Source organism: Rhodococcus sp. PvR099, from assembly GCF_017833315.1.
In the GTDB taxonomy this organism is placed as follows: Bacteria; Actinomycetota; Actinomycetes; order Mycobacteriales; family Mycobacteriaceae; genus Rhodococcus_G; species Rhodococcus_G oryzae.
Genome location: NZ_JAFIBV010000001.1, coordinates 2,272,501 through 2,298,230, shown reverse-complemented (window position 1 = coordinate 2,298,230; position 25,730 = coordinate 2,272,501). Strand labels below are relative to the sequence as shown.

General features: G+C 69.6%; 22 protein-coding genes. 6 read left to right on the top strand and 16 right to left on the bottom strand.

The features are described 5' to 3' along the window. Window positions 1-2: 2 nt before the first annotated feature. Complete coding sequence (locus JOE46_RS10360; RefSeq protein WP_245221014.1) at window positions 3-2,522, top strand: ABC transporter permease; 2,520 nt, start codon at window positions 3-5, stop codon at window positions 2,520-2,522. A 30-nt stretch (window positions 2,523-2,552) separates the two neighbouring features. Here the strand turns inward: JOE46_RS10360 and JOE46_RS10355 are convergent, their stop codons facing one another. The 14 genes from JOE46_RS10355 to JOE46_RS10290 form a co-directional block, all read right to left on the bottom strand. Continuing rightward, window positions 2,553-3,188 (bottom strand): hypothetical protein, encoded by a 636-nt coding sequence (locus JOE46_RS10355; protein WP_097212443.1) that lies wholly within the window; start codon window positions 3,186-3,188, stop codon window positions 2,553-2,555. Then, window positions 3,185-3,667 carry an SgcJ/EcaC family oxidoreductase gene (locus JOE46_RS10350; RefSeq protein WP_097212442.1) on the bottom strand — a complete coding sequence of 161 codons (483 nt, stop codon included), beginning with the start codon at window positions 3,665-3,667 and terminating at the stop codon, window positions 3,185-3,187. The genes JOE46_RS10355 and JOE46_RS10350 overlap by 4 nt, the downstream gene beginning before the upstream one ends. 46 nt (window positions 3,668-3,713) lie before the next feature. Beyond that, window positions 3,714-5,378: a hypothetical protein gene (locus JOE46_RS10345; RefSeq protein ID WP_373560265.1), complete on the bottom strand. Its 1,665-nt coding sequence runs from the start codon at window positions 5,376-5,378 to the stop codon at window positions 3,714-3,716. 32 nt (window positions 5,379-5,410) lie between these two features. Further along, window positions 5,411-6,388 (bottom strand): DMT family transporter, encoded by a 978-nt coding sequence (locus JOE46_RS10340; protein ID WP_097212441.1) that lies wholly within the window; start codon window positions 6,386-6,388, stop codon window positions 5,411-5,413. Next, window positions 6,388-7,545, bottom strand: a complete 1,158-nt coding sequence (locus JOE46_RS10335; RefSeq protein WP_209927159.1) for an acyl-CoA dehydrogenase family protein — start codon at window positions 7,543-7,545, stop codon at window positions 6,388-6,390. The genes JOE46_RS10340 and JOE46_RS10335 overlap by 1 nt, the downstream gene beginning before the upstream one ends. Before the next feature lie 59 nt (window positions 7,546-7,604). Next, window positions 7,605-9,005 carry an aldehyde dehydrogenase family protein gene (locus JOE46_RS10330; RefSeq protein WP_209929052.1) on the bottom strand — a complete coding sequence of 467 codons (1,401 nt, stop codon included), beginning with the start codon at window positions 9,003-9,005 and terminating at the stop codon, window positions 7,605-7,607. Window positions 9,006-9,013: 8 nt separating this feature from the next. Next, the gene (locus JOE46_RS10325) at window positions 9,014-10,609 is read right to left on the bottom strand and encodes a thiamine pyrophosphate-binding protein (RefSeq protein WP_209927158.1); all 1,596 of its coding nucleotides are present in this window, start codon (window positions 10,607-10,609) and stop codon (window positions 9,014-9,016) included. Window positions 10,610-10,611: 2 nt separating this feature from the next. Beyond that, window positions 10,612-11,418, bottom strand: coding sequence for an SDR family oxidoreductase (locus JOE46_RS10320; RefSeq protein ID WP_097212438.1), 807 nt, complete (start codon window positions 11,416-11,418; stop codon window positions 10,612-10,614). Window positions 11,419-11,447: 29 nt separating this feature from the next. Continuing rightward, window positions 11,448-13,496, bottom strand: a complete 2,049-nt coding sequence (locus tag JOE46_RS10315; protein WP_209927157.1) for an acetate--CoA ligase family protein — start codon at window positions 13,494-13,496, stop codon at window positions 11,448-11,450. Window positions 13,497-13,530: 34 nt separating this feature from the next. After that, window positions 13,531-14,754, bottom strand: a complete 1,224-nt coding sequence (locus JOE46_RS10310) for a Glu/Leu/Phe/Val dehydrogenase dimerization domain-containing protein (RefSeq protein WP_209927156.1) — start codon at window positions 14,752-14,754, stop codon at window positions 13,531-13,533. A 155-nt stretch (window positions 14,755-14,909) separates the two neighbouring features. Further along, the gene (locus JOE46_RS26950) at window positions 14,910-15,512 is read right to left on the bottom strand and encodes a TetR/AcrR family transcriptional regulator (protein ID WP_097212435.1); all 603 of its coding nucleotides are present in this window, start codon (window positions 15,510-15,512) and stop codon (window positions 14,910-14,912) included. 132 nt (window positions 15,513-15,644) lie between these two features. Beyond that, window positions 15,645-17,102: a sodium:solute symporter gene (locus JOE46_RS10300; RefSeq protein ID WP_209927155.1), complete on the bottom strand. Its 1,458-nt coding sequence runs from the start codon at window positions 17,100-17,102 to the stop codon at window positions 15,645-15,647. Next, window positions 17,099-17,314, bottom strand: coding sequence for a hypothetical protein (locus tag JOE46_RS10295; RefSeq protein WP_097212433.1), 216 nt, complete (start codon window positions 17,312-17,314; stop codon window positions 17,099-17,101). Before JOE46_RS10295 ends, JOE46_RS10300 begins: the two co-directional genes overlap by 4 nt. A 17-nt stretch (window positions 17,315-17,331) precedes the next feature. Further along, complete coding sequence (locus JOE46_RS10290; protein WP_209929051.1) at window positions 17,332-18,480, bottom strand: M20 family metallopeptidase; 1,149 nt, start codon at window positions 18,478-18,480, stop codon at window positions 17,332-17,334. A 219-nt stretch (window positions 18,481-18,699) separates the two neighbouring features. On the opposite strand from JOE46_RS10290, the gene JOE46_RS10285 reads away from it, so the two are divergent. Then, on the top strand, window positions 18,700-19,911 hold the full coding sequence (locus JOE46_RS10285) for a hypothetical protein (protein WP_097212432.1): 1,212 nt from the start codon (window positions 18,700-18,702) through the stop codon (window positions 19,909-19,911). Between the two features lie 3 nt (window positions 19,912-19,914). Here JOE46_RS10285 and JOE46_RS10280 read toward each other — a convergent pair whose 3' ends face one another. After that, window positions 19,915-20,496: a TetR/AcrR family transcriptional regulator gene (locus JOE46_RS10280; RefSeq protein ID WP_373560267.1), complete on the bottom strand. Its 582-nt coding sequence runs from the start codon at window positions 20,494-20,496 to the stop codon at window positions 19,915-19,917. 201 nt (window positions 20,497-20,697) lie between these two features. Here JOE46_RS10280 and JOE46_RS10275 point away from each other — a divergent pair, with 201 nt between their 5' ends. After that, the gene (locus tag JOE46_RS10275) at window positions 20,698-21,870 is read left to right on the top strand and encodes an acyl-CoA dehydrogenase family protein (RefSeq protein ID WP_097212430.1); all 1,173 of its coding nucleotides are present in this window, start codon (window positions 20,698-20,700) and stop codon (window positions 21,868-21,870) included. A gap of 9 nt (window positions 21,871-21,879) precedes the next feature. Next, entirely contained in the window at window positions 21,880-23,010 is a 1,131-nt protein-coding gene (locus tag JOE46_RS10270) for an acyl-CoA dehydrogenase family protein (RefSeq protein WP_097212429.1), read from the top strand. A 60-nt stretch (window positions 23,011-23,070) separates the two neighbouring features. Here the strand turns inward: JOE46_RS10270 and JOE46_RS10265 are convergent, their stop codons facing one another. Further along, entirely contained in the window at window positions 23,071-24,279 is a 1,209-nt protein-coding gene (locus JOE46_RS10265) for a DUF4185 domain-containing protein (RefSeq protein ID WP_245221013.1), read from the bottom strand. Between the two features lie 325 nt (window positions 24,280-24,604). Between JOE46_RS10265 and JOE46_RS10260 the strand changes: the two genes are divergently transcribed. Then, window positions 24,605-24,823 carry a hypothetical protein gene (locus tag JOE46_RS10260; RefSeq protein WP_097212428.1) on the top strand — a complete coding sequence of 73 codons (219 nt, stop codon included), beginning with the start codon at window positions 24,605-24,607 and terminating at the stop codon, window positions 24,821-24,823. 37 nt (window positions 24,824-24,860) lie between these two features. After that, window positions 24,861-25,613 carry a DUF429 domain-containing protein gene (locus JOE46_RS10255; RefSeq protein WP_097212427.1) on the top strand — a complete coding sequence of 251 codons (753 nt, stop codon included), beginning with the start codon at window positions 24,861-24,863 and terminating at the stop codon, window positions 25,611-25,613. The last annotated feature ends 117 nt before the right edge of the window (window positions 25,614-25,730 follow it).

Below are 25,730 nucleotides of genomic sequence, written 5' to 3'. Positions count from 1 at the left end.
ACATGTCCTCACCCATGCGCAAGGTTTCGCTGCGAAACCTCGCGGCGCACAAGGTCCGGCTCGCGCTGACCGTGCTCTCCGTCGTCCTCGGCACCGCCTTCGTGGCCGGGTCGTTCGTGTTCACCGACACGCTGCAGAAGACCTTCGACGGGCTGTTCGCGGACGCGGCGAAGGGCGTCGACGTCCGGGTCAGCGGGCTGGAGAAGGGGTCGAGCGGGGTGCCGCTGAGCGAGCTCCCGAAGCTCGAGGCGGTCGACGGGGTGCGCGCGGTCGTGCCTGCCGTCGACGGCCCGATCGTGCTGCTCGGCGCCGACAAGAAGCCGCTGCAGTCCGGTGGCGCCCCCAGCATCGGGCTGTCGTACACCCCGCCGGAGCAGGCGCTCGGCGATCCCGACGTGATGGTCGCGGGGGCGCCGCCCGCCGCTCCTGGCCAGATCGCGCTCAACGAGGGCGCGGCACGCAAGGCCGGTCTCGCGGTGGGGGACCGCACCCAGGTGCTGGTGCCCACGAGCGGCGTCATCGACGTCACCGTCAGTGGGATCTACCAAACACCGTCCGACTCCGGCGGATTCGTCGGCGCGCAGTTCGACGGCGCGCAGGCGCGCGAGCTCTTCACCGATGGCAGCCACGTGGACTACGTCGACGTCGCGGGCACCGGGGTCTCGCAGTCCGAGCTGCGCGACCGGGTCGCGGCCGCCCTCCCAGACCTCAAGGTGGACACCGGCGATCAGGTCCGCGAGGACGTGAAGGCGGAGGTGAACTCGGCGCTCAGCTTCATGAACTACTTCCTGCTCGCGTTCGGCGCGATCGCGCTGTTGGTCGGGACGTTCATCATCTACAACACCTTCTCGATGATCGTGGCCCAGCGGCTGCGCGAGCTCGCGCTGCTGCGGGCGATCGGCGCCAGCCGCAAGCAGGTGGGGCGTTCGGTGGTGCTCGAGGCGCTCATCGTCGGCCTGCTCGGCAGCGCGCTCGGCATCGCCGCGGGCGTCGGCCTCGCCTACGGGCTGCGCGCGATGCTCAACGGCTTCGATGTCGGGTTGCCGTCCGGGCCGTTGCAGCTGGAGCCGCGCACCGTCATCGTCGCGCTCCTCGTCGGCGTGCTCGTCACGGTGGTCAGTGCCTACGCGCCCGCGCGCCGGGCGGCCAAGGTGCCGCCGGTGGCGGCGATGCGGGAGGAGTTCTCCTCCACCGGTGACTCGCTGCGGGTGCGGACGCTGGTCGGCGCGATCGCCGCCGTGGTCGGCGGCGCACTGCTGCTGGTCGGCTCGCGCGGCACCGGCGGCGGGGCGGCCACGACGGTCGGCCTCGGTGCGGCCGCGTTGATCGTCGCGGTCCTGCTCGCGGCGCCCGCGCTCTCGCGCCCGGTGGTGGGTGCGCTCGGCGCGGTGTTCGCCAAGCCGTTCGGTCCGGTGGGCCGGCTGGCCCGCACCAATGCCGTGCGCAACCCCCGGCGCACCGCGGCGACCGCGTTCGCGTTGACCCTCGGGCTGATGCTGGTGTCGGTGATCGGGGTGTTCGGGGCTTCCGCGAAGGAGAGCGTGAACTCCCTGGTGGACAACGGTGTTCGCGCCGACTACATCCTCGCGGGCCCGGATTCGATGGGTGTTCCCCTCGGCGCGGCGGCCGCGGTCGAGGAGGTGCCAGGTGTGGCGGATGCGGTCGAACTGCACGGCGTTGCGGTCAAGATCGACGACGAGGAACAGTTCGGCACGGCCCTCAGCGGACAGCTCGACGGTGTCCTCGACTACACCCTCGAGGAGGGGTCGGCCGAGCTGGTAGGCACCAACATGCTGGTCTCCCGGACGACCGCCACAGAAAAGGGATGGCGGATCGGTACGCCGGTCGTCCTGACCGACCGCGACGGCGAGCAGGTGACCACCAATGTCACCGGCATCTACGCCGACTCCCAGCTCCTCGGCAAATGGATGGTGCCCGAATCGGTGTACGAGCAGGTGACCCCGGCGGCGGTCAGGGCGGTCTGGGCGGTGCTGATCGAGGCCCAGCCCGGCGCCGACCTGGCGGCGATGCGCGGCGATCTGGCGGCGGCGACAGACAAGTTCCTGGTCGTGCAGGTCAAGGACCGGGAGGAGTTCAAGGGCAGTCAGGGCAAGCAGATCGACACCCTGCTGGCGGTGCTCTACGGGCTGCTCGCGTTGGCCATCGTCATCGCGATCCTCGGCATCATCAACACCCTCGCTTTGTCGGTGGTGGAGCGGCGCCGCGAGATCGGAATGCTCAGGGCCGTCGGCATGCAACGGCCGCAGGTCCGCCGCACCATCTACCTCGAGTCGGTGCTCATCGCGGTCTTCGGTGCGGCGGTCGGTGTGCTGCTCGGAGTCGCGTTCGGCTGGGGCTTCGTCAGCACGCTGGCGGATGAGGGCCTCGACGTGATCGCGGTGCCGTGGGGGCAGGTGGTCGCCATGCTGCTCGGCTCCGCGGTGGTAGGCGTGCTGGCCGCACTGTGGCCCGCCGCGCGGGCCGCGCGCACCAAGCCGCTGGAGGCGATCGCCGGGGTGTGATCGCCTGTGCCGCCGGGCTGGTCGTCGACATCAGTGCTCGATGTCGACGACCAGCCGGGTCGGGTCGCTCAGGGTTGAGACCGTGAACGGATGCCCGCCGGACTCGAGACCGATGAACGACTGGGTGGTCCCCTCGAACACCCCGGAGATCCGGGTCTCGGTGACCAATTCGGAACCCTCGCCCGGCAACGGGTTCGGTCCGTCGTACTCGGCGACGCCCGTGTCGAACGGGTAGCCGCTGCCGGTGATGAGGACCTCGAGGATCGCGTTGCCTGCCATCGGGATCACCTCCCCGCTGCCCTCCTGCACGGCGAGGTCGGCGTAGCGGACCGACCAGCCGGGAACGCCGGTACCGCCCAGTTCGTAGACCACGCGGTCGTAGCCGTCCTGGCCGCCGACGCGCAGACCGGTGACCGTCAGGTGCGCGTCGGCGGACGCGTCGGCCCGCTGGGAGTCGGTGCTCCAGGCAGTGTTCGGGGTGGTCGACCTGAGCGTGGCGCCCGACTCGGAGGTGGGGGAGTCCACCGGCGCCGCGGTGACCGACCCCGAGGTGGTCGCGAGGCCGTCGCCGCCGTCGCCGCAGCCGGTCAGCGCGAGCACCCCGCCCACCGTCAGCACGCCACAGAGCGCGGCGAGACGGGTGTGGGGCGTGTTCGGGCGGTTCATGATTCCGGCATCTCGGAGGAGTGGTGGTTCACGATCAGCCATTCGCCGTCCCTCTTCTCGTATACGAACGTGTAGCGGGCATCGACGATCTCCGTGCCCTCGGGCTTGTTCATGGTGAATCGGTAGACACCGGTGTCGATCGCGTTGTCCGCGTCGAGCACGTTGACGACCGACTGCTCGATCACCGCGCTCGGCTTGCTGGGCAGGAAGCCGGTGAAGTAGTCGACGATGCCCGCGCGGTCGGTGCGCACCGTATTGGACACCGTCGGGAGGAGCACTGCGTCCGGGGCGTACAGGTCCGCGACGGCCTCGGGGTCGCCGGTCGCCAGGGTCTCGTTCCAGGTGTCGAACAACGCGGCGACCTGTTCCTGCGACGGCGGATCATCCTGCGCGACTCCGGAGATCGGGTCCGCGCATGCCGCGAGGGCCGCGATGGCGCCCGCGGTCAGTGCGATGGATCGAACGGTGGACTTGTGCATCGCGGCACCTGATTTCCCTCGGTTGTCATTCGATGGATTGACGGGGCTACCTCACCACCAGATCGTGGTCGGTGGCACTGAGGGTGATGGCGGCGATCTGCTTGCCCCGCATCCAGTCCCTGACGAAGCTGTCGAGCGCGGGATCGTCGCCGCGCGTGTCGAAGGCCTCGCGGGGGACCTCGACGGCGCCGACGAGATGGCGCGGCTCCCCGTCGAGCCCGGGGGCGCGGGGGCCGAGGCGCAGTCCGTCCGCGGTGTGCAGGATCACCGGGATCTCGGCGCCGTCGGGCGCGGTCACCGTCGCCGCCCTGCTGGTGGCCGCCGGGTCGAAGTGCGACACCGAGATGCGGTAACCCGATGGCGCGGCGTGCGATCCGACCGCGTCGAGCAGCCGTGGGTCGACCACCGAGTACGGGAGGCCGATGTCGATCAGGGTCTGCCCGTCGATGCTGCCGTCGCGCGCGGGCAGGTTCCCGGACAGGTGCCAGGGTGCGGGCGGGGCCAGGGTGTCCTTCGACCGGTCCGCCGACGGGTTGTCCACAGGGACGCCAAGGCGCGCCGCGTCAGTGCGGGTGAATTCCCATTCGGGCGCGGTCGGGGCCTTGTGCCAGAACCCGGTGGCGCCGTCGCGGCGGCCCTCGACCCGCAGTTCGCGCTGGCCCGGGCCCGGTCCGGTCGAGTTGACGCTGATCGCCGAGGTGATCTCGCCGGGGACCTTGGGCTGATGGACCCAGTCGGGCGCGGGCAGTTGGATGGCGGCGGTGCTGCGATCGAGCAGCTCGGCGAAGATGTTGGGGGCGGTTGGCTTACCGACCTGGCTGTCCCAGCTGTACCGGAAGAAGACCGAGTCCGAGCCCGACGAGTCGAAATCGAAACTGCGGGTGTACATGTCGCCGTACCGGTTCATCACGAAGGTCGTCGACCCGGCCGCGGACAGCGAGATCGACTGGAACCGGCCTCCGACCGGCCCGCCGATCTCGTAGCTGTCGTCGTTCGGCAGCCACGGGTCCGCGAAGGTGATGCGGCTGCCGTCGCCGGTCAGTGCGGGCAGCATCGTCATCTTCCCCAGCCCCACGTAGTGGATTCGCCCCGCGATGTCCGTGAAGGTCTGGTTGTCCCACGGGGAGGAGACGCTCAGCGCCCAGCCGTTCCCGTTCTCGCCCGGAAGTTGTTGTCCCGGAGCGAACCACAGCGGCGAGCCCCACGCGGACGTCCAGTTCCAGAGGATCGGGTCCTGCGAGGCGTTGTCCATCGTGTAGATCCAGCCGTTGTCGTCGACGGCGGCCAACTCGTCGTCGTCCACGGAGATCCCGATCAGGCGGCCCCGCAGGCACTCGGGCATCGGGACGTAGCGCCACGGTTCGGTGTTGGCGCCGCCTGCCGTTCGGGGACGGGTGAGCAGGTCGTGCCCGACCAGTGCGAAATCGGAGAACCGGTTGAACTGCGTGGTCGGCGTGCGTAGTTCGACGCTGGCAGGGGCGGACTGTCCGGTGAACACCGGCAGGTTCGTCAATCCGAGCCTGCCACCGCCGGACGGGACTCCCGGTGGCAGCTGCGCGGTCCCGAACGGTACGCAGGCGGCGGGCTGGCTCGGCGGTGCCTGTGCCGCGGCGACGGGTACCGGCCAGAGCAGGCCAAGCGTGACGAGGGCCGCCGCGCGTGGCACCCGTGATCGGGTCGAGTGTTTGGCCTGACCGCCGCGTCGTCTCACCCCTGCAGTGTCCCATGTCGGGACCGGTCCGCTCAGGAATCCACGGCCGTCGGGGTCGCTGTGTTCCGGTTCGGTGTCGGGGCGGGCTGATCGGCCGTCCGCCTCCTGCGGGTGGCAAATGGCAGGAGCGAACAGGAGGTGAGGATCACGGCCACGCCGAGCCATTGAGCTGGGCCGAGCCGTTCGGAGAGCACGATCGCGGCGACCAACACCCCGACCACAGGTTCGAGGAGTCCGATCAGACTCATGGGGACGGATCCGAGCCGCCGCACCGCATAGAAGGCGCCGCCGAGACCGACCGGAACGAGGAAGAACCCCTGCAGGATGACCGATCGCCAGCCGTCCGCGGTGAGCCCGAAGTCCTGATCGGTGGCGATCGCGCCGACGCCGATCGTCACGGTGGTGCCGACCGTCACCAGCCCGGCGGCCGTGACGGCGCCGACCTGGCGCACCCAACCCTCTCCGAGCACGAGGTACACCGCGTAGCCGGCGGCGCTGAGCATGGACATCATCGCGCCGGTTGCGGTGACTGCGCTCGCACCTGATCCGGCGACGAGGGCGATCCCAACCGTCATCGCGGCACACAGGGCGAGGACCGGTGCGCCGATACGCCGGCGGTGAATCAGCCAGACCAGGAGCAGGACCAACACGGGGTAGATGTGCACCAGCACGACCGCCACCTGGGCGCCCGTGGACCGGACCGCGGCGAAGTACGCGAGAATCTGCAGACCGAAGATCGGTCCGCACAGCAGTGTCAAGCCGAGGGTCGCGGGGAGCGGAAGCCCCCGAAGTCGGCCGGTGAGACCGGCAACCAGCAGGATGAGCGCGCCGCCGCACAGGCTGCGCAGCGTCACCATCACCGACGGGGACACCCCGTCGCCGTACGCGAGCACCGCCGCCACCGGGGTCACCCCGTAGGCGGCCGCGGACGCGATCCCGCCCGCCCAGGCACCGGCGAAGTGTCGCTCGCCGGAACGCGCCGGCCCGCCGGTGCCTGGGCCTCGGGTCATCAGAGGTTCCGGGAGATGACCAGCCGCATGATGTCCGAGGTGCCCTCCTCGATCTCCTCCAGCTTGACGTCGCGCATCCACTGCTCCACCGGGTACTCGCGCGAGTAGCCCCAGCCGCCGAGGGTCTGGACGGCGGCGTGGGTCACGAACATCGCGGTCTCGGAGGCCGTCAACTTGGCCATGGCGGCCAGCCCGGTCGTGTTCACGCCCGCGTCGATCGACCGCGCGGCGTGGTGGACCAGCAGCCGGGACGCCTCGATCCGGGTTGCCATGTCCGCCAGGCGGAACGCCACGGCCTGGTGCTCGATGATCGGCTTGCCGAACTGCTTGCGGGTACGGGCGTAGTCGAGCGCGTACTCGTAGGCGGCCCGCGCCGCTCCCACGGCGGCCGCACCGAGCACGATCCGCGAGATGTCGAAGGTCTCCATCAGGCCGTAGAAGCCCTGTCCCTCGTCGCCGAGCCGGTTCTCCTCGGGGACGAACACGTCGTCGAAGAACAGCTCGCGGCAGACGATCGCACGCTGTCCCATCTTCTTCATCGGCTCACCCCAGGTGAGGCCGGGTGTGTCCTTGGTCAGCATGAACGCGGTGACGCCTTTGGAACGTTCGTTGCGATCGGTCTTGGCGAACACCACGTACTGGTCTGCGGCGCCGGCATTGGAGATCCATGCCTTCTGACCGTTGATCCGGTAGCCGCCGTCCACGCGGGTGGCGGTGGTGATGATCGACGCGGCGTCCGAGCCGGAGCCGGGTTCGGTGGTCGCGAGCGCGGTCATCAGGGGAGCGGTGCCGGTGAGCGGCCGCAGCCACTTCTCCTTCTGCTCGGGGGTGCCGAGGGCCATCAGCGGGTCGGAGAAGAAGCCGTTGGAGCACACCAGGTTTCCGATGCCCGGGTCGCCCCAGCAGAGCTCCTCCTGCACCAGGCACTGGGTGAACACATCGGTCATGCCGCCGCCGCCGAACTCCTCGGCGATCATGAAGTCGGTGATGCCGACCTGGGCGGCCTTGGCGAAGATGTCGACGGGCGTGACCACGTCGGCTTCGTCGACCTCACGGCCGCGCGGGCGGATCTCCTTCTCAGCGAAGTCACGGCAGAGCTTGACGATCTCGCGCTGCTCGGTGGTGAGCGGCCAGGCTTCGAACTGGGTGCCGGTCATGGTGGGCCTTTCTGGGTATGGGTACCGGGGGTTAGGGGAGGGAAATCGGGTCGGCCCGATCACATTTGGACTGAGGTCATCTCGGTGAACTCCTCGATGCCGACGCGGCCGAGCTCGCGGCCCAGCCCCGAGTTCTTCCACCCGCCGAAGGGTGCGAGTGGGTTGAAGGCCGCGCCGTTGACGTCGACCTGGCCCGTGTCCATGCGACCCGCGACCGACAGGGCGCGTTCTCGGTCGGCAGACCAGACGGCGCCCGCGAGGCCGTACTCGCTGTCGTTCGCGGCCGCGATCGCGTCCTCGTCCCCGTCGTGCGGGAGCACGACCAGGACCGGGCCGAAGATCTCGTCTCGTGCGACCGGGTCGTGCCGGTCTACGTCCGCCAGGACGGTGGGCCTCAGGAAATGCCCGCGTTCGGCGATGGCGTCGGTGCCACCCGCCGCCAGCCGCGCGCCCCGTGCCACCGCACCGTCGACAGCCGCGGCGATCGACACGCGCTGCCGGCCGGAGATCACCGGACCGAGCGTGGTTGCCGGGTCGAGCGGGTCGCCGACGACCATCGCATCGGCGTGCGCGGCCGCGAGCTCGACGGCCTCGGTGTACCGCGTGCGCGGAACCAGCAGCCTGGTCCATGCGCTGCAGGTCTGCCCGCTGTTGAGCATTGCCGCCTCCACTGAGCCGGTGACGGCGGCGGTGAGATCGGCGTCGTCGAGGACGACGCTGGCCGACTTGCCACCGAGTTCCAGGCACGCGCGCTTGAGCTGTTCGCCCGACACCCGCCCGACCTCGCGGCCGACCGTGGTGGATCCGGTGAAGGAGACGACGTCGACGCCCGGGTGCGCGACGAGGGCCGAGCCGACCACCGAACCCTGCCCGGGCACGAGGTTGACCACGCCGGGCGGCAGGCCCGCTGCGAGCAATGCGTCGCAGAACAGGTAGGTCGACAGTGGGGTCAGTTCGGCGGGCTTGACCACAGTGGTGCATCCGGCTGCCAGCGCCGCGCCGACCTTCGCCGCGAGCTGGTAGAGCGGGTAGTTCCACGGGGTGATGCAGCCGACCACGCCCGCTGGCCGGCGCAGCACCGTCGAATTGCCGATGGTGGTGTGCATCGGTTCGTCGCGGGCGATCCGCGCGAACGAGGCGATGAGCTCGATTGCCAGGTCGACGTGCGCTTCCTCGGCCACCGCCACCGGGGCGCCCACCTCGGCGACGATGGCGTCGACGAGCAGGCGGCGGTCGGCGAGCAGCCGGGCATGCACTTCGTCCAGCATGTCCGCGCGGGTCGCGTGATCCGTTCGGCCCCAGTCGATGCCGGCCCGTCGCGCGGATCGCACCGCGGCATCGACGTCCTCGACCGATGCGGACGCCGCGCTGCCGACGACCTCCTCGGTAGCGGGGTTGTACACCGCAGAGGTGCTCGCACGCTCCTGCCAGGTGCCGTCGATCAGGACGGTATTGCGCATCCAGTTCGTCACAGCGGCACCTCTTCCTCGCGCACATGGATCAGGGTCGGCCGGTCGGCGGCCAGGGCAGCGGCCACCGCCGCGCCTACCTGGTCGGTGGATTCGAGCGCCACTCCGTGGCAGCCGAGGGCTCGGGCGAGCGCCGGGAAGTCGGGAGCGCCGAGGTCGACGGCGTGCACCGCCTCGTTGCGGTCCGCCATCTCGTTGCGGATCTCGCCGTAGCCGCCGTTGTCGACGATGACGACGGGGATCGCCAGCTTCGCCTCGGCAGCGGCCGCCAATTCGGCGATCGTGAACATGACACCGCCGTCGCCGAGCATCGCCACGACCTGGCGGTCCGGCGCCGCGACCTTCGCCCCGATGGCGGCGGGCAGTCCGTATCCCAGCGTGCCCAGCCCGGTGGGGTACAGGAACGACCGGGGGCGGTGCAGGGGGAGGTTCGACAGCGCGCCGTAGTAGCAGGCCATCGCGCTGTCCGCGGCCAGTACGGCGCTGTCGTCGAGGACGTCGTCGAGCACCTCGCACAGGCGCACGTAACGAGCGCCTTCCCGGCGGGCATCGTCGCGGATCCGGTCCCGCCAATGCTGTGCGCGGGCGCTCCCGTCGGCCTTCGGCCCTGGCAGGGCCTGGAGGAGGCTGGCGAGGGTCTCCGCGGCGTCACCGACGAGCGCGACCGCGGGGCGGGCGTTGGTCGAGATGGAGGTCGGGTCGATGTCGATCCGGATGAGGGTCGTGTCAGCTGCGATCGGACCCCACCACCAATCCGATGGGGCGAGTTCGGTTCCCACCGCGATCACCACATCGCTGTCGGCGACCACCCCGGCGACGGAGGGATGTTGGAGGCCGGCGCCGAGCGAGAGCGGATGGTCCTCCGACAGCACTCCCTTGCCGTTGGCGCTCGTGACGACCGGGGCGCCGAGGGCCTCGGCCAGTTCGCGCAGTTCCGCCGCTGCGCCGGCGGCTCCGCCACCCGCGATCAACAGCGGGCTCCGGGCGCCCGAGAGCAACTCGTGCGCGGCGCCGAGGGCAGCGGAGTCGGGAATCGACACCGACCGGGAGATGGGCGCGACCGGGCTCACCTCGTCCGAGGCGTCGAGCAGGTCGAGCGGGATCTCGAGGTAGGCCGGGCGCGGCCTTCCCGAGGTCATCGCGGCAAAGCACTGCGCCACCGCGAGCGGGATCTCCGCGACACTGGTGACGCGCTGGGCGTGGCCGACGACGGAGTCCATCGCGCGGAACTGACTCTTGACCTCGTGGAGGTATCCGTTGCCGTTGCTCGGATGTGCGAGCGGCAGCCCCGGAGCGATGAAGAGGACCGGCACCGAATCCGAATAGGCCTGTGCCGCAGCGGCCGCCGCGTTGAGAATGGCGGGTCCGGTGGTGGTGATGCACACCCCGGGCCTGCCGCTGACGCGGGCGAAACCGTCGGCCGCGTAGCCCCCGCCCTGCTCGTGACGCGGGGAGACATGCGTGATGCCGGAATCGGCAAGCGCCGCGTAGATCGGGAGGTTGTGCGTCCCCGGGATGCCGAAGACTGCCGTGACCTCGTGCGCGGACAGGGCGTCGACGAGCGCCTGGCCGCCGGTGCGGACTGTGTTGTTCATGGTCATGCCCCCTTGGTCGGATCGGTGTAGATTGCCTTGCCCAGCCACTGGCCGCCGTCGACGACGTGGACGTCACCGGTGACGTAGGAGGCGCGGTCGGAGAGCAGGTAGGCCGCCGACTCGGAGACCTCCTCCGGCGTGGTGAAGCGGCCTGCGGGCACGCTCGAGAGCACCTGGGTACGCGCCTGGGCGGTCGGCCACAGCGCGGCGCCTGCGCCCTCCGTCTCGGTGGGCCCCGGTGCGATGCAGTTCAGTCGCACTCCGCGCGCGGCCCACTCCACCGCGAGGGTGCGGGTCATCGCGACCACACCCGCCTTGGCGGCCGCGCTGTGCACGGTGCCGGGATGGCCGTGCCACGCGTAGGTGGCGATCACATTGAGGATCGAGCCGGACCCGGCCGCGAGCATGTGCCGTGACGCCGCCCTGGTGCAGTAGAAGGTGCCGTTGAGCACGATGTCGATGACGGCCTTCCAGCCGTTCGGGGAGAGGTTCTCGCCGGGCACGACGAAGTTCCCGGCGGCGTTGTTGACCAGTGCGTCGAGGCGTCCGGTCCGCTCGACCACCGAGTCGATCGCGGTGTCGACCGCAGAGGGGTCACGGACATCGCAGGACACCGCGATGCCCGTGCCGCCGGCCCGTTCGGCCAGCGCGACCGTCTCGGCCAACGCCTCCTCGCGTCGACCGAGCACGGCGACGGTGCCGCCGGCGGCGGCCCATCGGGTCGCGATCGCCCGGCCGATCCCGGATCCGCCGCCGGTCACGACCGCTACGCGGTCGGCGAACTCGGCCCTGATGTCTGGTGCAGTCATGAGTCGTTCCTTGGGTACGAGGGGATTGGTCAGGGGTGCTGTTCGATGACGAGCGCGTCGACGGCGAGGATGCCGTCGGGGCCGACCCGCAGCGGGTTGACCTCGATCTCGTCGACGTGCGGGTGTGCCGCCGCCAGTTCGGAGACTGCCGCGGCCGCGGCAGCCAGGCCGTCGATGTCGACGCCCGGCTTGCCCCGCCATCCGCGCAGCAGCGGCAGACAGGTCAGTCGCTCGATCATCTGGAGAGCGGTGGCCTGGTCGATCGGCGCCAGTTCCACCGCCACGTCCCGGTACACCTCGGCCTCGGTGCCACCGGCCCCGACGACGATCACCGCACCGAGATCGGGGTCGCGGCGGGCGCCGAGCAGGATCTCCACGGTGTCCGGGCGGGTGTCGAGTTCCTCGACCACGTAGTCGCCGACGCCGAGGGCGGCGTACATCGTGTCGAAGGCCGCGACGAGTTCGGCGTGGTCGGCGATGCCGACGCGTACGCCGCCGACCTCGCTCTTGTGCTCGAGCCAGCTCGCCTTGAGTACGTAGGGTGCGGTCAGCCGCTCGACCGCCGTCGTGAGCTCGGTCCGGTTGTGCACGGTGAGGCTGCGCGGGAACCGGATCCCAGCTTCGGACAACAGCTTCTGGGCTGGGAGGTACCCAGCGCCGATCAGCTCGGTCCTGGGAGCCGACGGACGGCACTCGCGTCCGGCCGACTGCAGCCGGCTCGCGTGCGAGAGGGACCGGACTGCGGAGTCGATCGCACTGTAGGTGGGGATCGCGTTGGCGTGCAAGGCTTCCGTGGTCGGGTTGCCCTCGACCATGGTGTGCGCGATCAGCGGCTTGCCGTTCGCGGAGACCGAGTCGCCCATCGACCGGGCGACCTCGATCTCGCGACCGGAAAGGGACGGGGTGTCCGCCCCATAGGTGCCGAAATATCCGGTCAGGACGACGGAGTCCACCTCGTCCGACTCCAACAGGAGCGAGACCACGCTCGAGTACGAGCCCAGGTCCCGCTCACCGGCACCGGCCAGGTCGACGGGGTTGCTGCAGGCGGCGCCGCTCGGGAGTTGCTTTTCCAGAGCGGATTTCAGTCCCGCCGAGAATTCCGGGACCCGGAGCCCGGCCTTGGCGACGACGTCGGCCGCGATGCCGGTCTGTCCTCCGCTGTCACCCACGACGGCCACCCGGCGGCCGCCGGGCAGGCCGGTCGCGAGCAGCAGGCGAGCGAGGTCCACGAGCTCGGTAGGGGTGGCGACCCGGACCGCGCCCGCGACGCGCAGCGCGGCATCGACGACGTCCATGCTCGAGGTGAGCGATCCGGTGTGCGATCGGGCCAACCGGGAGCTGGCCTCGCTCGCGCCGACGGTGAGCACGATCGTGTGCTTTCCGGCCTGTCGGAGTCGGCTGAGCGCATCCACGATGTCCGGGCCGCCGGCGAACGACTCGAGGTAGAGCGCGACCACGCGGGTCGAATCGTCGCCGACCAGCTCGTCGAGCAACTCGGCGGCGCCCAGGTCCGTCTGGTTCCCGATCGAGATGAACCGGGAGACACCCAGTTCGGCGCGCGCCGCCAGCAACGCGATCTCCGAGCCGACCTGGCCGCTCTGCGAGATCACCGCGATCGGTCCGGGGGTGAACTGCCCCCAGGCCAGACGCAGCTCCGTGGTGCTGTCGTAGATGCCGAGGCTGTTCATCCCCACCAGCCGGGCCCCGGCCGCCCGGATGCGTTCCGCGATGGCGCGCTCGTCGGGGACGCCCGCGGTGATGCCGAGGAATCCGCGGGCACCGAGCGCGAGCGCCTCGTCCACCACCGCGCCGACGTGGTGCGGCGGCACGCACAACGCGACCAGTTCGGGAGCGTCCGGCAGCTCATGCAGTCCGGCGTGACTGGACTCGCCGTGGATCTCGGCCCCGGACCGGTTCACCAGGTAGACGCGACGGCGGTGGCGTCCGGACAGCGCGCCTGTCGCCAGCCAGTAGCCCCACTTCGCTGGGTCGGCGGTGGCGCCGACCACCGCCACCGAGGAGGGGTCGGTGAAGACCCGTAGGTCGGTGTCGGTCGTCGGCGCAGGGATGGGTGCCATGTCAAGAACTCCTGGTCGTGGTGGGGCCGGGGCGTCAGTAGGTCGGGAACTGCGCGGACAGATCGGCGAGCTTGTCCGAGGCCAGAGCGAACGCGGCGGCACGCGTGCTGACACCGTGCTCGTCGGCGTGGTCGAACATCTGGCCGCTCAACGTCCACATGCGGGTGCGGATCTTGTCGAAGGACTGCTCCGCGCTGCCGTCGATGTCACCGAAGAACACCCACCACCACCAGGCGTTGGTCGCGGAGTTGGCGAGAAAGTCCGGCGACACCACGACACCCCGGGCGACCAGCGCCTCCTCGGCGCTGGGGGTGATCGGCATGTTGGCGGCCTCGACGACGAGTGCGGCCCGGACCTGGTCCTGGTTGGAGTCGTCGATGCAGTACGACGTCGCCGCCGGGATCAGCACCTCGGCCTCGACGGACAGCCACTCTGCGGACGGCAGCTGCACGTCGCCGGCCGCGAGCCGGCTGCGGTCGACCCCGCCGGTCGCGTCGCGGGACAGGAGCAGCGTCTCCACGTCGAGACCGTCCGGGTTGGCGACGACGCCGTGCACGTCGGCGATGCCGACGATGCGCACACCGGCCTGGGCGAGGTAACGGGCGGTGGCCCCGCCCATCGATCCGAAGCCCTGCACCACGGCCCGGGTCTGCCTCGGGTCCATGCCCTTTCGGTCCATAGCGGCGAGGGCCGCCTCGGCGACACCGTATCCGCCGACGAGCTCGTCGAGCTTGACCCCGTCGACGATCGCGGTGAACGCCGTCTTCATCCGGGTCGCGGACTCGGCCCGGTCGTCGATGACGCGGTGTGCGGCCTGCACCGAGCTCTCGAGCCCGATGTCGCTCAGGGCCGCGTCCACCGCGTCCTGGCGGACACCGAAGTCCTCGCCCATGGTCCAGCGCTGCTCGATGAGCGGCGCCATGGCCTGGAGGTAGCGCCTCAGCACCCCGTCGGCGTCGGCGTGGTACGGGTCGAAGTCGATGCCGCCCTTGGCGCCGCCCAGGGGGACGTATCGGGCGCCTGCCTCGAAATGGATGGCCTCCTTGAGGGTCATCCCTCGGGCCAGCCCCCTGACCTCGTTGAGCGTGCAGCCGGCGCGCATCCGGAGGCCGCCGCTGGAGATGCCGCGGACGAGGCGGTCGATGACCAGGTATCCCGTTGCGTCGCTTTCGGTGTCGCGCCAGGTCGCCTCGAAGAACGGGTCGTCGGTGCGGGTGGCGTCGGTCGATCCGATCGCGTTCGGAAGGGTCAAGGACATGGGGGCTCCTACGCTCTCTGTCATCTACTAACTGATTGCTCAGTCAGTATGCGAGAGTGATGCGTGCCACGTCAAGGGGATGGCGTTTGAATTTTCCGGCGCCGCAGGGCGATCACCGGTGGAGGAGCCGCCGGGGGAGCCCCGGCGGCAGCGCGTCAGAGCTGTAGCTCGGAGCGGATCGCCCGGTCCATCCAGGTGGCGACGTCGTCCTTCGACACCGCGCCGTCCAGTGCGACGAGTTGGACCGCGAGCCCGTCGAGCATGGCGGTCAGCCGCCAGGTGGTGCCCTGCGGGTCGTCCGTGCGGAACTCGCCGTTGTCGACGCCCGCGCGGATCAGGTCGGTGACCACCTCGCGCCAGCGCATGTCGAGGCGATGGGTGACATCGCGCAGCGCGGGCTCGCGCAGGCACGCCGACCAGGTCTCGATCCACAGTCTCCAGCCCACGGCGCGGCCGGTCGGTCCGTATTCGTTCAGGACTGCACGCAGGCGGTCCTCGATCGTGCCATCGGTGCTCTCGAGCACCGTGTCGAGGTTGGCCAGGTCGTTCTCGGCGGCCAGTTCGAAGGCGCTGACGATGACGTTCTCGAGGGTCTTGAAGTGGTAGAAGATCAGCGCGGTGCTGACGCCGAGCGCCTCCGCGATGTCGGCGGCACGCAGTCGATCGATACCGTTCTCGGTTACCAGGTCCAGCGTGGTGGAGAGGATCTCGTTGCGCCGATCCTTGGTCTCTTTACGCTGTTTTGTCTGCTTTGCCACACTGTCAAGCTACTGCACCGTCGTGCGAATGCGCCGAGCCGCCACCGCGCTGCTCTCGTTCGAGCGAATGCACGGTGACGGCTCCGGGTGTATGCGGCGATAGCGCACGCGTACTTGGGGTTTCGTGAGCGATCAAGCCCTCGCAGCGGCCTCCGACGCGATCTCGATCGGGTCATGCGGTGTTGCTACGGACCGCCGCACCCGGATGACGAGTTCGATCACGGCGATCACCGCGATGTTGACGATCAGGCCGCTGATGCCGGTGTTGATGTCGGGCCCGTCGAACGGCGCGAAGGTGAGCAGGATGACCGTGAACACACCGGCGCACAGGCCGGCGATGACCGAGGCCTTGTCGAGTCGTCGTTTGAGCAGCAGTGCTCCCGCAATCGCGGGGACCACCTGCGTCGACCCGCTGAAGGTCAGCAGCAGCATGTTGCCGAGCAGGTTCGGCATCGACAGTGCGAGGACCAGTGCTGCAAGCCCGAAGACCACCACCACCGCCTGGTTCACGACGAACTTGCGCTTCTCGTCCTTGACCTGGAACACGTTGTTGACGGCGAGCGGCGCGATGGCGATGAGCAAGGCAGCGGAGGGCACCATGGCGGTTGCCGCGGCGGCGGTGAGCACGACACCCATGGCCCACGGCGGCAGGGCCTCGGACGCCATCTTGAGCATCGCGGAGTCGCCGTCCTGGTCGCTGCCGAATGCGACGATCGCCGTATAGCCGAGCAGCATCGGGATGCTGGCCAGGGCGCTGTAGATCGGCAGGTAGATCAGGTTCTGGCGGACCGCCTTCTCGCTGCGGCTGGCCAGTACGGCCGGCCAGTTGTGGGGCAGCGCGTAGAACATCACCCCGATCATGCTGATCGCCATGCTCGTGATGAACCACCAGATGCCGTAGGTGCCGGTCTGGACGTACAGCATCTCGGGCATCTCACGGGCGATGGTGCTCAGTCCGAAGTCGAGCCCGCCGTTGAAGTGCATCGGGATCGCGATGCTGATCACCAGCATCACCAGGATCATCAGCACGTCCTTGAAGTACGACGTCCGCGCCACGCCGTGCAGTCCGGACCACAGCACGAACGCGATCACGAGTACGAACGCGACGATGCTGCTGATCGTGCCGTCGGCGGCACCACCTGTCGCGGCGCGGACGATCAGGCCCAGTCCGGTGATCTGCAGCTGCAGGTAGGGCAGCAGGAAGATGATGCCGAAGACCGCGGAGAGGAAGCCGAGCGTGGGGCTGTTGTAGCTGCCGCGGAGGAAGTCGGATTGGGTGACATACCCGGCCGCCTTCGCCCGGCGCCACAGCTTTGGGGCAATCCAGTACATCACCAGGTAGGCGAGTGGGATGTACGGAATGCAGTAGAAGGCGGAGGCGCCGAGGGAGACGACCAGCCCGACGGTGCCGAGGAATGTGAACGTCGTGAAGGTCTCGCCTGCCTGCAGGACCCAGGTGGTCATCACGCCGAACTTGCGGCCGGCGACCGCCCATTCGTCCATGTCCTTGACGGGCTGTCGCCGCCCATAGAAGCCGATGGCGGCGATGACCAGCATGCCGAGGACGCCGATTGCCAGGGTGACGTTCACGCTTCGTTGCCTTCCGCGTCGAGATCGGTGCGGGTGCGCTCGAAGTAGGTGAGGACGCCGGACACGAGGATGCTGCTGACCAGGGTGACCCAGATGAAGATGGCGGGGGCGCCGAGCCACACGTGCGGGCCGTTGATCTGGGGTATCCAGGTCACCAGGAATATCAAGATGAAGGGGATGGAGCCGACTATCCAGTACTTACGCATGTGCACCGCCTGATGGGTAGGGGTTAGTTGCCCGCGATGAATCGGGCACGGAGGGTGGGGTCGGTGGCGAGGTCGACGATGGTCCAGGCCATCGCGGTGGCGCCGTCGATGAGCGCGCGGTCCGCGGAGGCGCCCGCACAGTGGGCCGCGAACTCGGGCTGGTGGTTGACCGAGGTGCCGCAGTCAAGGGCGAGGGTCGGATGGATGGCGGGGATCGCGCGGGAGACGTTTCCCATGTCGGTCGATCCGAGTGCGGATGACGTCTCCCCGACCGGGGCGAACCTGCGGCCGAGCTGCCGGGCGTTCGTCTCGTAGAGGTCGGCGAGCGCGGTGTTGTTGCGGAACTCGGAGTAGTCGGGCCCGGTGGGGGCGCTCGTCATCTCACAGCCGGTCGCCAATGCCGCCGCCTCGAAGCATCGCTGGACGCGCTGCTCGAGTACCTTGAGTGATTCGAGGTCGGATGCCCGAATGTAGTAGTGCGCACCGGCTTTCGCCGGGATGATGTTCGGTGCCTCGCCGCCGTTGGTGACGATCCCGTGGATCTGATCACCGGGATGGAGTTGTTGGCGCAGCAGCCCGATCGCCACCTGGGCGAGGGTGACCGCGTCGCCGGCATTGACCCCCTCGTAGGGGGCGGCCGAGGCATGGGCGTTCTTGCCGGTGAAGTCGACGAGCAGGTCGCCGTTCGCGAGGACGCTTGTGTACGCCTGCTCGAAGGTTGCGGGGTGCACCATCATCGCGGCGTGCGTTCCGTCGAAGAGGCCGGCGTCGAGCATGAGGACCTTGCCGCCGCCGTTCTCCTCGGCGGGGGTGCCGAACACCTTCACCGTGATGCCGAGGTCGGAGGCCAGCGGGGCGAGCGCCCGAGCGGCGGCCACGGCCGATCCGGCGATGACGTTGTGCCCGCACGCGTGCCCGAGGCCGGGCAGGGCGTCGTACTCGGCGCAGATCCCGACCACGAGAGGCCCGTCGCCGGCGGTGGCGAGCAACGCGGTCGGCAGGTCGGCGACGCCGGTGTTGACGGCGAAGCCCGCCTCGCTGAGGGCGTCACCCACCCACTGGGCGGCGCGGTACTCCTCGAAGCCGACTTCGGGGTGGGCGTGGATGCGGTGGCTGAGGTCGACGGCGGACTGCTCGGCTCGCCCAATGTTCTGCCGGACGGCTTCCTTCAGATCCACGGAGTCTCCTTACTGACTAATCGATCAGTCAGAGTATGAGACCAGAGTCACACCGCAGTCAATAGGCACCCGCAGTCACATTCAGATCCCGTTTCAGTGTGCTCGCAACGGTCGGTCGCCGAAAGGCGCCGTCACCTGGGGCTGTGCGGACCGGGTCGCGGCGCGTTCCCCGGAATTCTGGGACAGTGGAGTCCTGGAACTCGAGGAGGCTCGATGTCGGATGACCCGCAGGTCCCGGGCGATTACGAGACCGCGGCACAGCGCCGTGAGCGGATCTCGCTGCAGGTGCGACGGTGGAGCGAGGGGGCGTGGGTCGAGGCCCGGCTGCCGGTGCTGTCCGACGAGGCGGCCGTGCTGATCGCGGCCGGACACGTCGACGTCACCACGCGCGAGATCTTGGCCGAACGGCGGCGGACGGGCCGGACCATCCCGTCGATCGGGGGCTTCGGTGCGCTCCGGCGGCTCACCGACGAGCAGGCCCGGCTCGCGGGTCGGGCGGCGGAGCTGCGGCCGGGGCCCGTGCAGGCGGTGTTCACCTTCCGGGCGGCCGAGGTCGCCAAGCGGCTCGATCACCTGCGGTCGGCCATGGTGCTGTCCGGCACGCATTACGCGAGCGGGGTACGCGCGATCCGGCGGGAGCGCCGCGACGGGGTGCACCTCGAACCCGACCAGCGGGAGGCGTTGTTCGCCGCGCTGCAGCGGACCCCGGTGCCCGTCACCTCGGGCGATCGCCCCGTCGACCAGGTGCGGAACGCGACCCTCGGCGCTGCCGCGGAGCGGGTGGCCGCGCTCACCGAGAGCACTCCGCTGGCCGGTGTCGGTCGCCGGGCCGCCGAGGCCCTCGCCCAGGGCGCCGCGCCCGAGGGTGAGCGGTTCGCGGACCGCTACGACACCCTGCTCTACCTGGCGGGCACGCTGTACGACCGGATCGATGGGTCGTCGGCCTGGCATTCGGAGCACTTCCTCATCCAGCGTGCCCAGCTGGACCTGGCGGACGAGCTGATCCAGATCGCGGCCGACACGGTGGCGCTGCGGGGGATCACCGCCGAGCTCGGCGCGGCCATGCGGTCCACGCGGGGCGAGGGTGCCCGCGCCCAGATCACGGCGCGGCAGACGGCGCTGGCGCCGGTGTGGCATCAGCTGGTCGACCGGGTCGCGGCGCTGGCTCGCATCGGAGACCTGCTCTCCCAGGCGGAAGAGCAGCTCCAGGCGGTCGCCGCGGTGCAGCGGACGATGAGCCTCGATTCGAGGATCGACGACCTCATCGCGCGCTCGGGCAACCGGGAGCTCTCGGCGGAGAACACCCACCACGTCGGCGACCAGTTCGGCGGGGTCGAGGAGCTGATGGGGACCTATCAGAGCGTCCTGTACCGGGACATCCTGGCGCTCACGTCGCGCGCGGAACCGGGCCGCGGGCGGGACTGACGGTCAGGCGGTGGCCGCGACGAGGCGAAGGGCCAGTTCGGAATACAGCTCCGCGACCCGATCCGGTTCGGTGAAGCCGCCACCGGGGAACCATCGGCACACGTCGACGCAGAGCGAGGTGATCGCGAGGGTCACGCCCTCGACGTCCGGCACGACGAACGAGCCGTCCGCGGCGCCCGCCTTGACGATCCGCTTGACGATCCGGTTCACGTCGCGGCGGAGCCCGATGATCGTGCGGTAGTGCTCGGGGGAGAGCGCGGTCAGCTCGTACTGCACCACCCGTCCGCGGGCGTGGTGGGTCGCATGCCAGCGGGTGAAGGCGCCGACGACCGCGCGCAGCCTCGCGGTGGGCGGCGAGTCGACGGGATCGGCGTCGGTGAGCAGCTCGACGCACCGCTGGTGGCCCTCGTAGCTGATCGCGTAGAGCAGCTCTTCCTTGGACTTGTAGTGCGGGTACATCGCGGCGGGGCTCAGGCCGAGGCGAGCGGCGATGTCGCGGGTGGTGGTCCCCCCGTAGCCGTTCTCGGCGAACGCCTCCACGGCCGCGGCCCGGATCCGCGCGGCGGCCTTGGAGCTGCTCACCACGCCGGGTGTCTCCGCCGCCACCGATTCGCTCACCCTTGGCCTCCGCTTCACCTTCTGCACCTTGACAACACCCGCCGACGGGACAAGTATAAGCATGCGCTTAGGAAATGAGCGTGCGCTTAGTTCTGCGGTGCGCGCTCTCGGCTCGCCCCGTCCGGTTCGACCGGCCGGGGTTCGGCGATCTGACACAGAAAGCACACAATGAACCTGAAACTCACCGACGAGGAACTCGCCTTTCGCGACGAGATGCGCACGTTCTTCACCACCCAGGTCCCGGCCGACATCCGTGAGCGCGCCGCGCGCGGCGGTGAGCTGACCGCCGAGGATTTCAAGACCACCCAGGCGATCCTCAACGCCAACGGGCTCGCCGTGCCGAACTGGCCGGTCGAGTGGGGCGGCCGCGACTGGACGCCGGTGCAGCGTCACCTGTGGCTGGACGAGATGCAGCTGGCCTCCGTGCCGGACCCGCTGGCGTTCAACGCCGACATGGTCGGGCCGGTCATCGCGGCCTTCGGTTCGCAGGAGCAGAAGGAGCGTTTCCTGCCCGCGACCGCGAACCTCGACATCTGGTGGTGCCAGGGCTTCTCCGAGCCGGAGGCGGGCTCCGATCTGGCCTCGCTCAAGACCCGCGCCGTCCGCGACGGGGACGACTACATCGTCAACGGCCAGAAGACCTGGACCACGCTGGCGCAGCACGCGGACTGGATCTTCTGCCTGGTCCGGACCGACCCGAACGCCCCGAAGCGGCAGGCGGGCATCTCGTTCCTGCTCATCGACATGAAGACCCCCGGCGTCACCGTCCGCCCGATCAAGCTGATCGACGGCAGCTACGAGGTCAACGAGGTGTGGTTCGAGGACGTCCGCGTCCCGGCCGAGAACCTCGTGGGCGAGGAGAACGCGGGCTGGGGATACGCGAAGTTCCTGCTCGGCAACGAGCGCACCGGCGTCACCCGGGTCGGCACCTCCAAGGTGCGCCTGGCGCAGGCCAAGGAACTGGCGGCCCAGACCAAGGTCGGCGACGGCACGCTGCTGCAGGACCCGCTGTTCGCGGCGCGCCTCGCGGAGCTGGAGAACGAGCTGCTGGCGCTGGAGCTGACCCAGCTGCGGGTGGTCGCCGGCTCGGCGGACGGCAAGCCCAACCCGGCGTCGTCGTTGCTCAAGCTCCGCGGCTCGGAGCTGCAGCAGGCCTCCACCGAGATCCTCATGGACGTCGCGGGCCCCGATTCGCTGCCGTTCGGTGCGGCCGACATCGACTCGCCGTCCTGGGCGCAGCACGCCGCCCCGACCTACCTGAACTACCGAAAGGTATCCATCTACAGCGGATCGAGCGAGGTGCAGCGCACCATCATCGCCTCTTCGATCCTCGGATTGTGAGGCGCCGCAATGGACTTCGAACTCAATGACGAACAGGTCATGCTGCGCGACACGACCCGTGAGCTGCTCGCCCGCAGCTACGACGCCGAGAAGCGCAACGCCGTCACCGCCACCGACCTCGGCTGGAGCCGGGACGTGTGGAAGAGCTTCGCCGAGATCGGCCTGCTCGGGCTGCCGTTCGCCGAGGAGGACGGCGGGATGGGCGCGGGACCGGTCGAGACGATGGCCGTGATGAACGAGATCGGCCGGGCGCTGGCGCCGGAGCCGTACCTCGCCGTCCTGCTCGCCGGTGGGCTGATCGCCGACGCGGGCTCGGCCGACCAGCGCGCGCGCTACCTGCCTCGGGTCGCCGAGGGCACCGTGCTGCCGGCGTTCGCGCACGCCGAACCCGGTAGCCGGTGGCCGGCGAGCGAGGTCTCGACGACCGCCACCGCGCGGGGCGACGGCTGGGTCCTCACCGGCCGCAAGAACCCGGTGCTGCACGGCGACTGCGCCGACACCCTGGTCGTCAGCGCGACCCTGCCCGGCGGGGGAGTGGGCCTGTTCGTGGTCGACGCCGCCGCCGAGGGCGTGACGCGGCGCGGCTACGCCACCCACGACGGGCTCCGCGGCGCCCAGATCGAGTTCGCCGACGCGCCTGCCGAGCAGCTCGGTGACGGCGGCGACGTCACCGCCGCGATCACCGCGTCCGAGGTGCGCGCGCAGGCCGCGCTGTGTGCCGAGGCGGTCGGTGCGATGGCAGAGACGCTGCGGCTGACCACGGAATACCTCAAGCAGCGCAAGCAGTTCGGTGTTCCGTTGGCGAAGTTCCAGACCCTGACGCAGCGCGCGGCGGACATGTACGTCTCGCTGGAGTTGGCGAGCAGCATGAGCCTGTACGCCACGATGTCCCTGGCCGACGGCGTGAAGGACCCGACGATCGCCTCGCGGGCCAAGCTGCAGATCGGGCGGGCCTCGCGGCACATCGGTCAGGAGGCCATCCAGATGCACGGCGGCATCGGCATGACCGCCGAGTACCCGGTGGGGCACTACGTCTCCCGGCTCGTCGCGATCGAGCACACGCTCGGCAGCGCCGACGACCACCTGCGCGTGCTGGCGGGCACCGTCGCCGACCACGAGATGGTCAACGTCTCGCAGTAACCCGTATCGGCCGAGAGCCCCGACGACCCGTGCGGTCGGCGGGGCTCTCGTTCGTCGGGGTCAGCGGCTGAGCTTGGTGCGCATCATCATCACGTTGTAGTCGGACCAGGTGGTGGCCAGGAAGTACAGGTTCTCGCCCTCCGACCAGGGGTGCATGTACGCGCCGTACAGGCCGGGCACGGTCGCGCTGCTGATCAGCGTTTCCGGTGCGCTCCACGGCCCGGTCAGCACCGGCGCGGTCCGCATGATCAGCGCGTTCGATTCGTTGGAGTACAGCGCGATGAACTTGCCCAGGTAGGCGCTGTACTGGACCGACAGCTCGCTGACGCTGCCGTCCAGCACCGGGACCGCGACGGCCGGGTTGCCGACCACCCAGCCGTGGCCGTCCCAGTACTCGTAGCCGGCGACGTTCAGGATCGAGGCTTCCGGGGTGCGGGAGAGCCGGGCCTGCCCGGAACGACCCGAGGGCGTGCCGAAGTTGTAGATGAAGCCGTCGTGCTTGACGAAGGCGCCCATCTGGAAATTCTGATTTCCCGACGTCGGGAGATTCGCCCGGGAGAGGGCGTCGTCGAGGACATTCAGTCGCACAGATTCCGGCCGCGGCGTCCACGTCTCGCCATTGTCGGTGGAGGTTGCGATCTGAGAGTAATTGGTGACCCATTCGCCGGGCGCCGCCCAGCTGCGGATGGACATGTAATTGATGTATTGCACCCCGTTGACGGAGATACCGGTGGTCGGGATGACGGTGTGTTCGACGCCGGGGATCTTCTTGCTCGGGAGGAATTCCTTCGAATGGTTCGGCCGGTCCAGGGGCGAGCTGTCGATGCTCATCCCGTCGTCGAGGTCGCGGTCGGAGCTGCGGAAGAGCACGTTGCTCCGCCAGTCGCCCACCAGCCCCTCGCACAGCGGCTCCTGGCTGAGCCCGGTGGTGTCGCCGAACGCGGTGAGGACCTGACCCGCGCCGTTGTCCCACATGATGCCGAGATCGGTGCCGACCACGTTGAACCGCCGGGCGGTGTCGTTGGGGCCGTTGAGACCGGTGACGTGCTCGACCGCCTGGGTCTTGCCCTTCAGGTTGGGGAGCCGCCCGTCCTGGCCGTTCAACCACGGGATCGGGTTGCCCGCACCACCGGTGCTTCCGAACCCGCTGCTCCCGCCGCTGCCGGTACCGCCGCAGAACGGATCCGCCGTGGCGGAGGGCGCGGAGACGGCGAGCACCGCCATCGTCGCGGCGAGGGACAGCATCAGGAACTTGGGGGTACGGGTCATCGGTTGGGCCTTCCCTCTCGATTCTGCGTAGTGGCCGAACAGCAATCGCGGCCGCTGACAATCTAACGAAGCGGGAGAAAAGGGGCCGTGGCCTTGGATAACCGTTCGGACAAGACTTCGAATTGCCTCCGAAGGTGGCAAAGGTCTCGATTTGGATAACGACGCCGCGCCTATCCGGATTGTCGGCATCGTGCCGCTAGCGTTTCGGGCGGAAATGCGGCTCAGGAGTCTTACGCACCCGAGAGGCGTAATTCTCGACGATGCAGATACCAAGCCGGCGGCTCGTGTGCGAGACGCCGAAGAACTTCCGAGTAGGTGTTCGAGCATGACCACAATCGCCCCGCCCGCCGTCAAGACCCTCAGTGCCTGTGTCTTCGTGACCGGGCTCGTCGGCGCCGCCATCGGCATATACGGCCTGGATGTCGAGGTCGCCGTGCTGTGGCTCATCGTCGCATCCGTCTCCGGGCTCTACCTGCTGAAGCTGCGGGCGGAGTCGCACGGTCGGCTCGAGCGCCCCGCTCGCTCCCGCCGCACCACCGCCTAGCCGCCCGCGCGAGGGTGCACGCCCCTAACCTCGTGTGATGCGAACGGTGGGTGTGGACCTTGCGGCGGAGCCGAGGAAGACCGCGGTCGCGGTGATCGCGTGGTCCGAGGGCGCGGCGAGGGTCGAGAGCCTGCGGTTGGGTGTCGGCAACGCGGAGATCGTCGAGGCTGTCCACGGCGCCGAGCGAACGGGGATCGACTCTCCCTTCGGGTGGCCCGAGGCGTTCGTCCGGTTCCTGACCGAACATGACGGCAACATGCTGCCTGTACCCAACGGCCTGGAGAGCAGGGACGGTCGCAGGCCGTTGGCGATGCGACGCACCGACCTCCTCGTCCGTGCGTCGACCGGGCTGTCCCCGCTCAGCGTCTCCGCCGATCGCATCGCGCACGTCGCGTTCCGCTGCGCGGGCCTACTCGCCGAGCTTCGGTACAGCGGTATCGAGGCCGGCCGGGTTTCGGGACGCGCGGTCGAGGTGTACCCGGCTGCCGCGCTCCTGGGGTGGGGCCTGCCCGCACGTGGCTACAAGGGACTGGTGAACCGGGCGGCACTCACCGAACTCGTGGCCGGGCTCGGTGAGGCGGCGCCGTGGCTGGACCTCGGGGCGGGGGAGAGTTTGTGCCGGGAATCCGACGACGCCTTCGATGCGGTCGTGGCCGCCGTCGTGGCCCGCGCCGCCGCGCTCGGCAGGACGGAGCTGCCCGCGGACGAGGATCGGGCCGTGGCGGAGCGGGAGGGCTGGATTCACCTGCCGAATTCGCCGCTGGAAACGCTGCGAGGCACGCAAATTTGAGGACGCGTAGCCGATTACCGCCTCCGACCAGGCGTTTTGGTGTTCTGAGGTTTGTCGCGTAACTTTTGTCGAGTCAGAGCGACACGGACACCGACCCGGCCGAGAGGCGCGGGACAC

Coding starts and splice junctions, on each gene's coding strand:
- JOE46_RS10340 (WP_097212441.1), bottom strand. CDS start 6,388: ATGACCCGAGGCCCAGGCACCGGCGGGCCGGCGCGTTCCGGCGAGCGA.
- JOE46_RS10350 (WP_097212442.1), bottom strand. CDS start 3,667: ATGCACAAGTCCACCGTTCGATCCATCGCACTGACCGCGGGCGCCATC.
- JOE46_RS10330 (WP_209929052.1), bottom strand. CDS start 9,005: ATGCGCAATACCGTCCTGATCGACGGCACCTGGCAGGAGCGTGCGAGC.
- JOE46_RS10270 (WP_097212429.1), top strand. CDS start 21,880: ATGGACTTCGAACTCAATGACGAACAGGTCATGCTGCGCGACACGACC.
- JOE46_RS10335 (WP_209927159.1), bottom strand. CDS start 7,545: ATGACCGGCACCCAGTTCGAAGCCTGGCCGCTCACCACCGAGCAGCGC.
- JOE46_RS10255 (WP_097212427.1), top strand. CDS start 24,861: ATGCGAACGGTGGGTGTGGACCTTGCGGCGGAGCCGAGGAAGACCGCG.
- JOE46_RS10265 (WP_245221013.1), bottom strand. CDS start 24,279: ATGACCCGTACCCCCAAGTTCCTGATGCTGTCCCTCGCCGCGACGATG.
- JOE46_RS10285 (WP_097212432.1), top strand. CDS start 18,700: ATGTCGGATGACCCGCAGGTCCCGGGCGATTACGAGACCGCGGCACAG.
- JOE46_RS10360 (WP_245221014.1), top strand. CDS start 3: ATGTCCTCACCCATGCGCAAGGTTTCGCTGCGAAACCTCGCGGCGCAC.
- JOE46_RS10310 (WP_209927156.1), bottom strand. CDS start 14,754: ATGTCCTTGACCCTTCCGAACGCGATCGGATCGACCGACGCCACCCGC.
- JOE46_RS10355 (WP_097212443.1), bottom strand. CDS start 3,188: ATGAACCGCCCGAACACGCCCCACACCCGTCTCGCCGCGCTCTGTGGC.
- JOE46_RS10325 (WP_209927158.1), bottom strand. CDS start 10,609: ATGAACAACACAGTCCGCACCGGCGGCCAGGCGCTCGTCGACGCCCTG.
- JOE46_RS10275 (WP_097212430.1), top strand. CDS start 20,698: ATGAACCTGAAACTCACCGACGAGGAACTCGCCTTTCGCGACGAGATG.
- JOE46_RS10260 (WP_097212428.1), top strand. CDS start 24,605: ATGACCACAATCGCCCCGCCCGCCGTCAAGACCCTCAGTGCCTGTGTC.
- JOE46_RS10320 (WP_097212438.1), bottom strand. CDS start 11,418: ATGACTGCACCAGACATCAGGGCCGAGTTCGCCGACCGCGTAGCGGTC.
- JOE46_RS10315 (WP_209927157.1), bottom strand. CDS start 13,496: ATGGCACCCATCCCTGCGCCGACGACCGACACCGACCTACGGGTCTTC.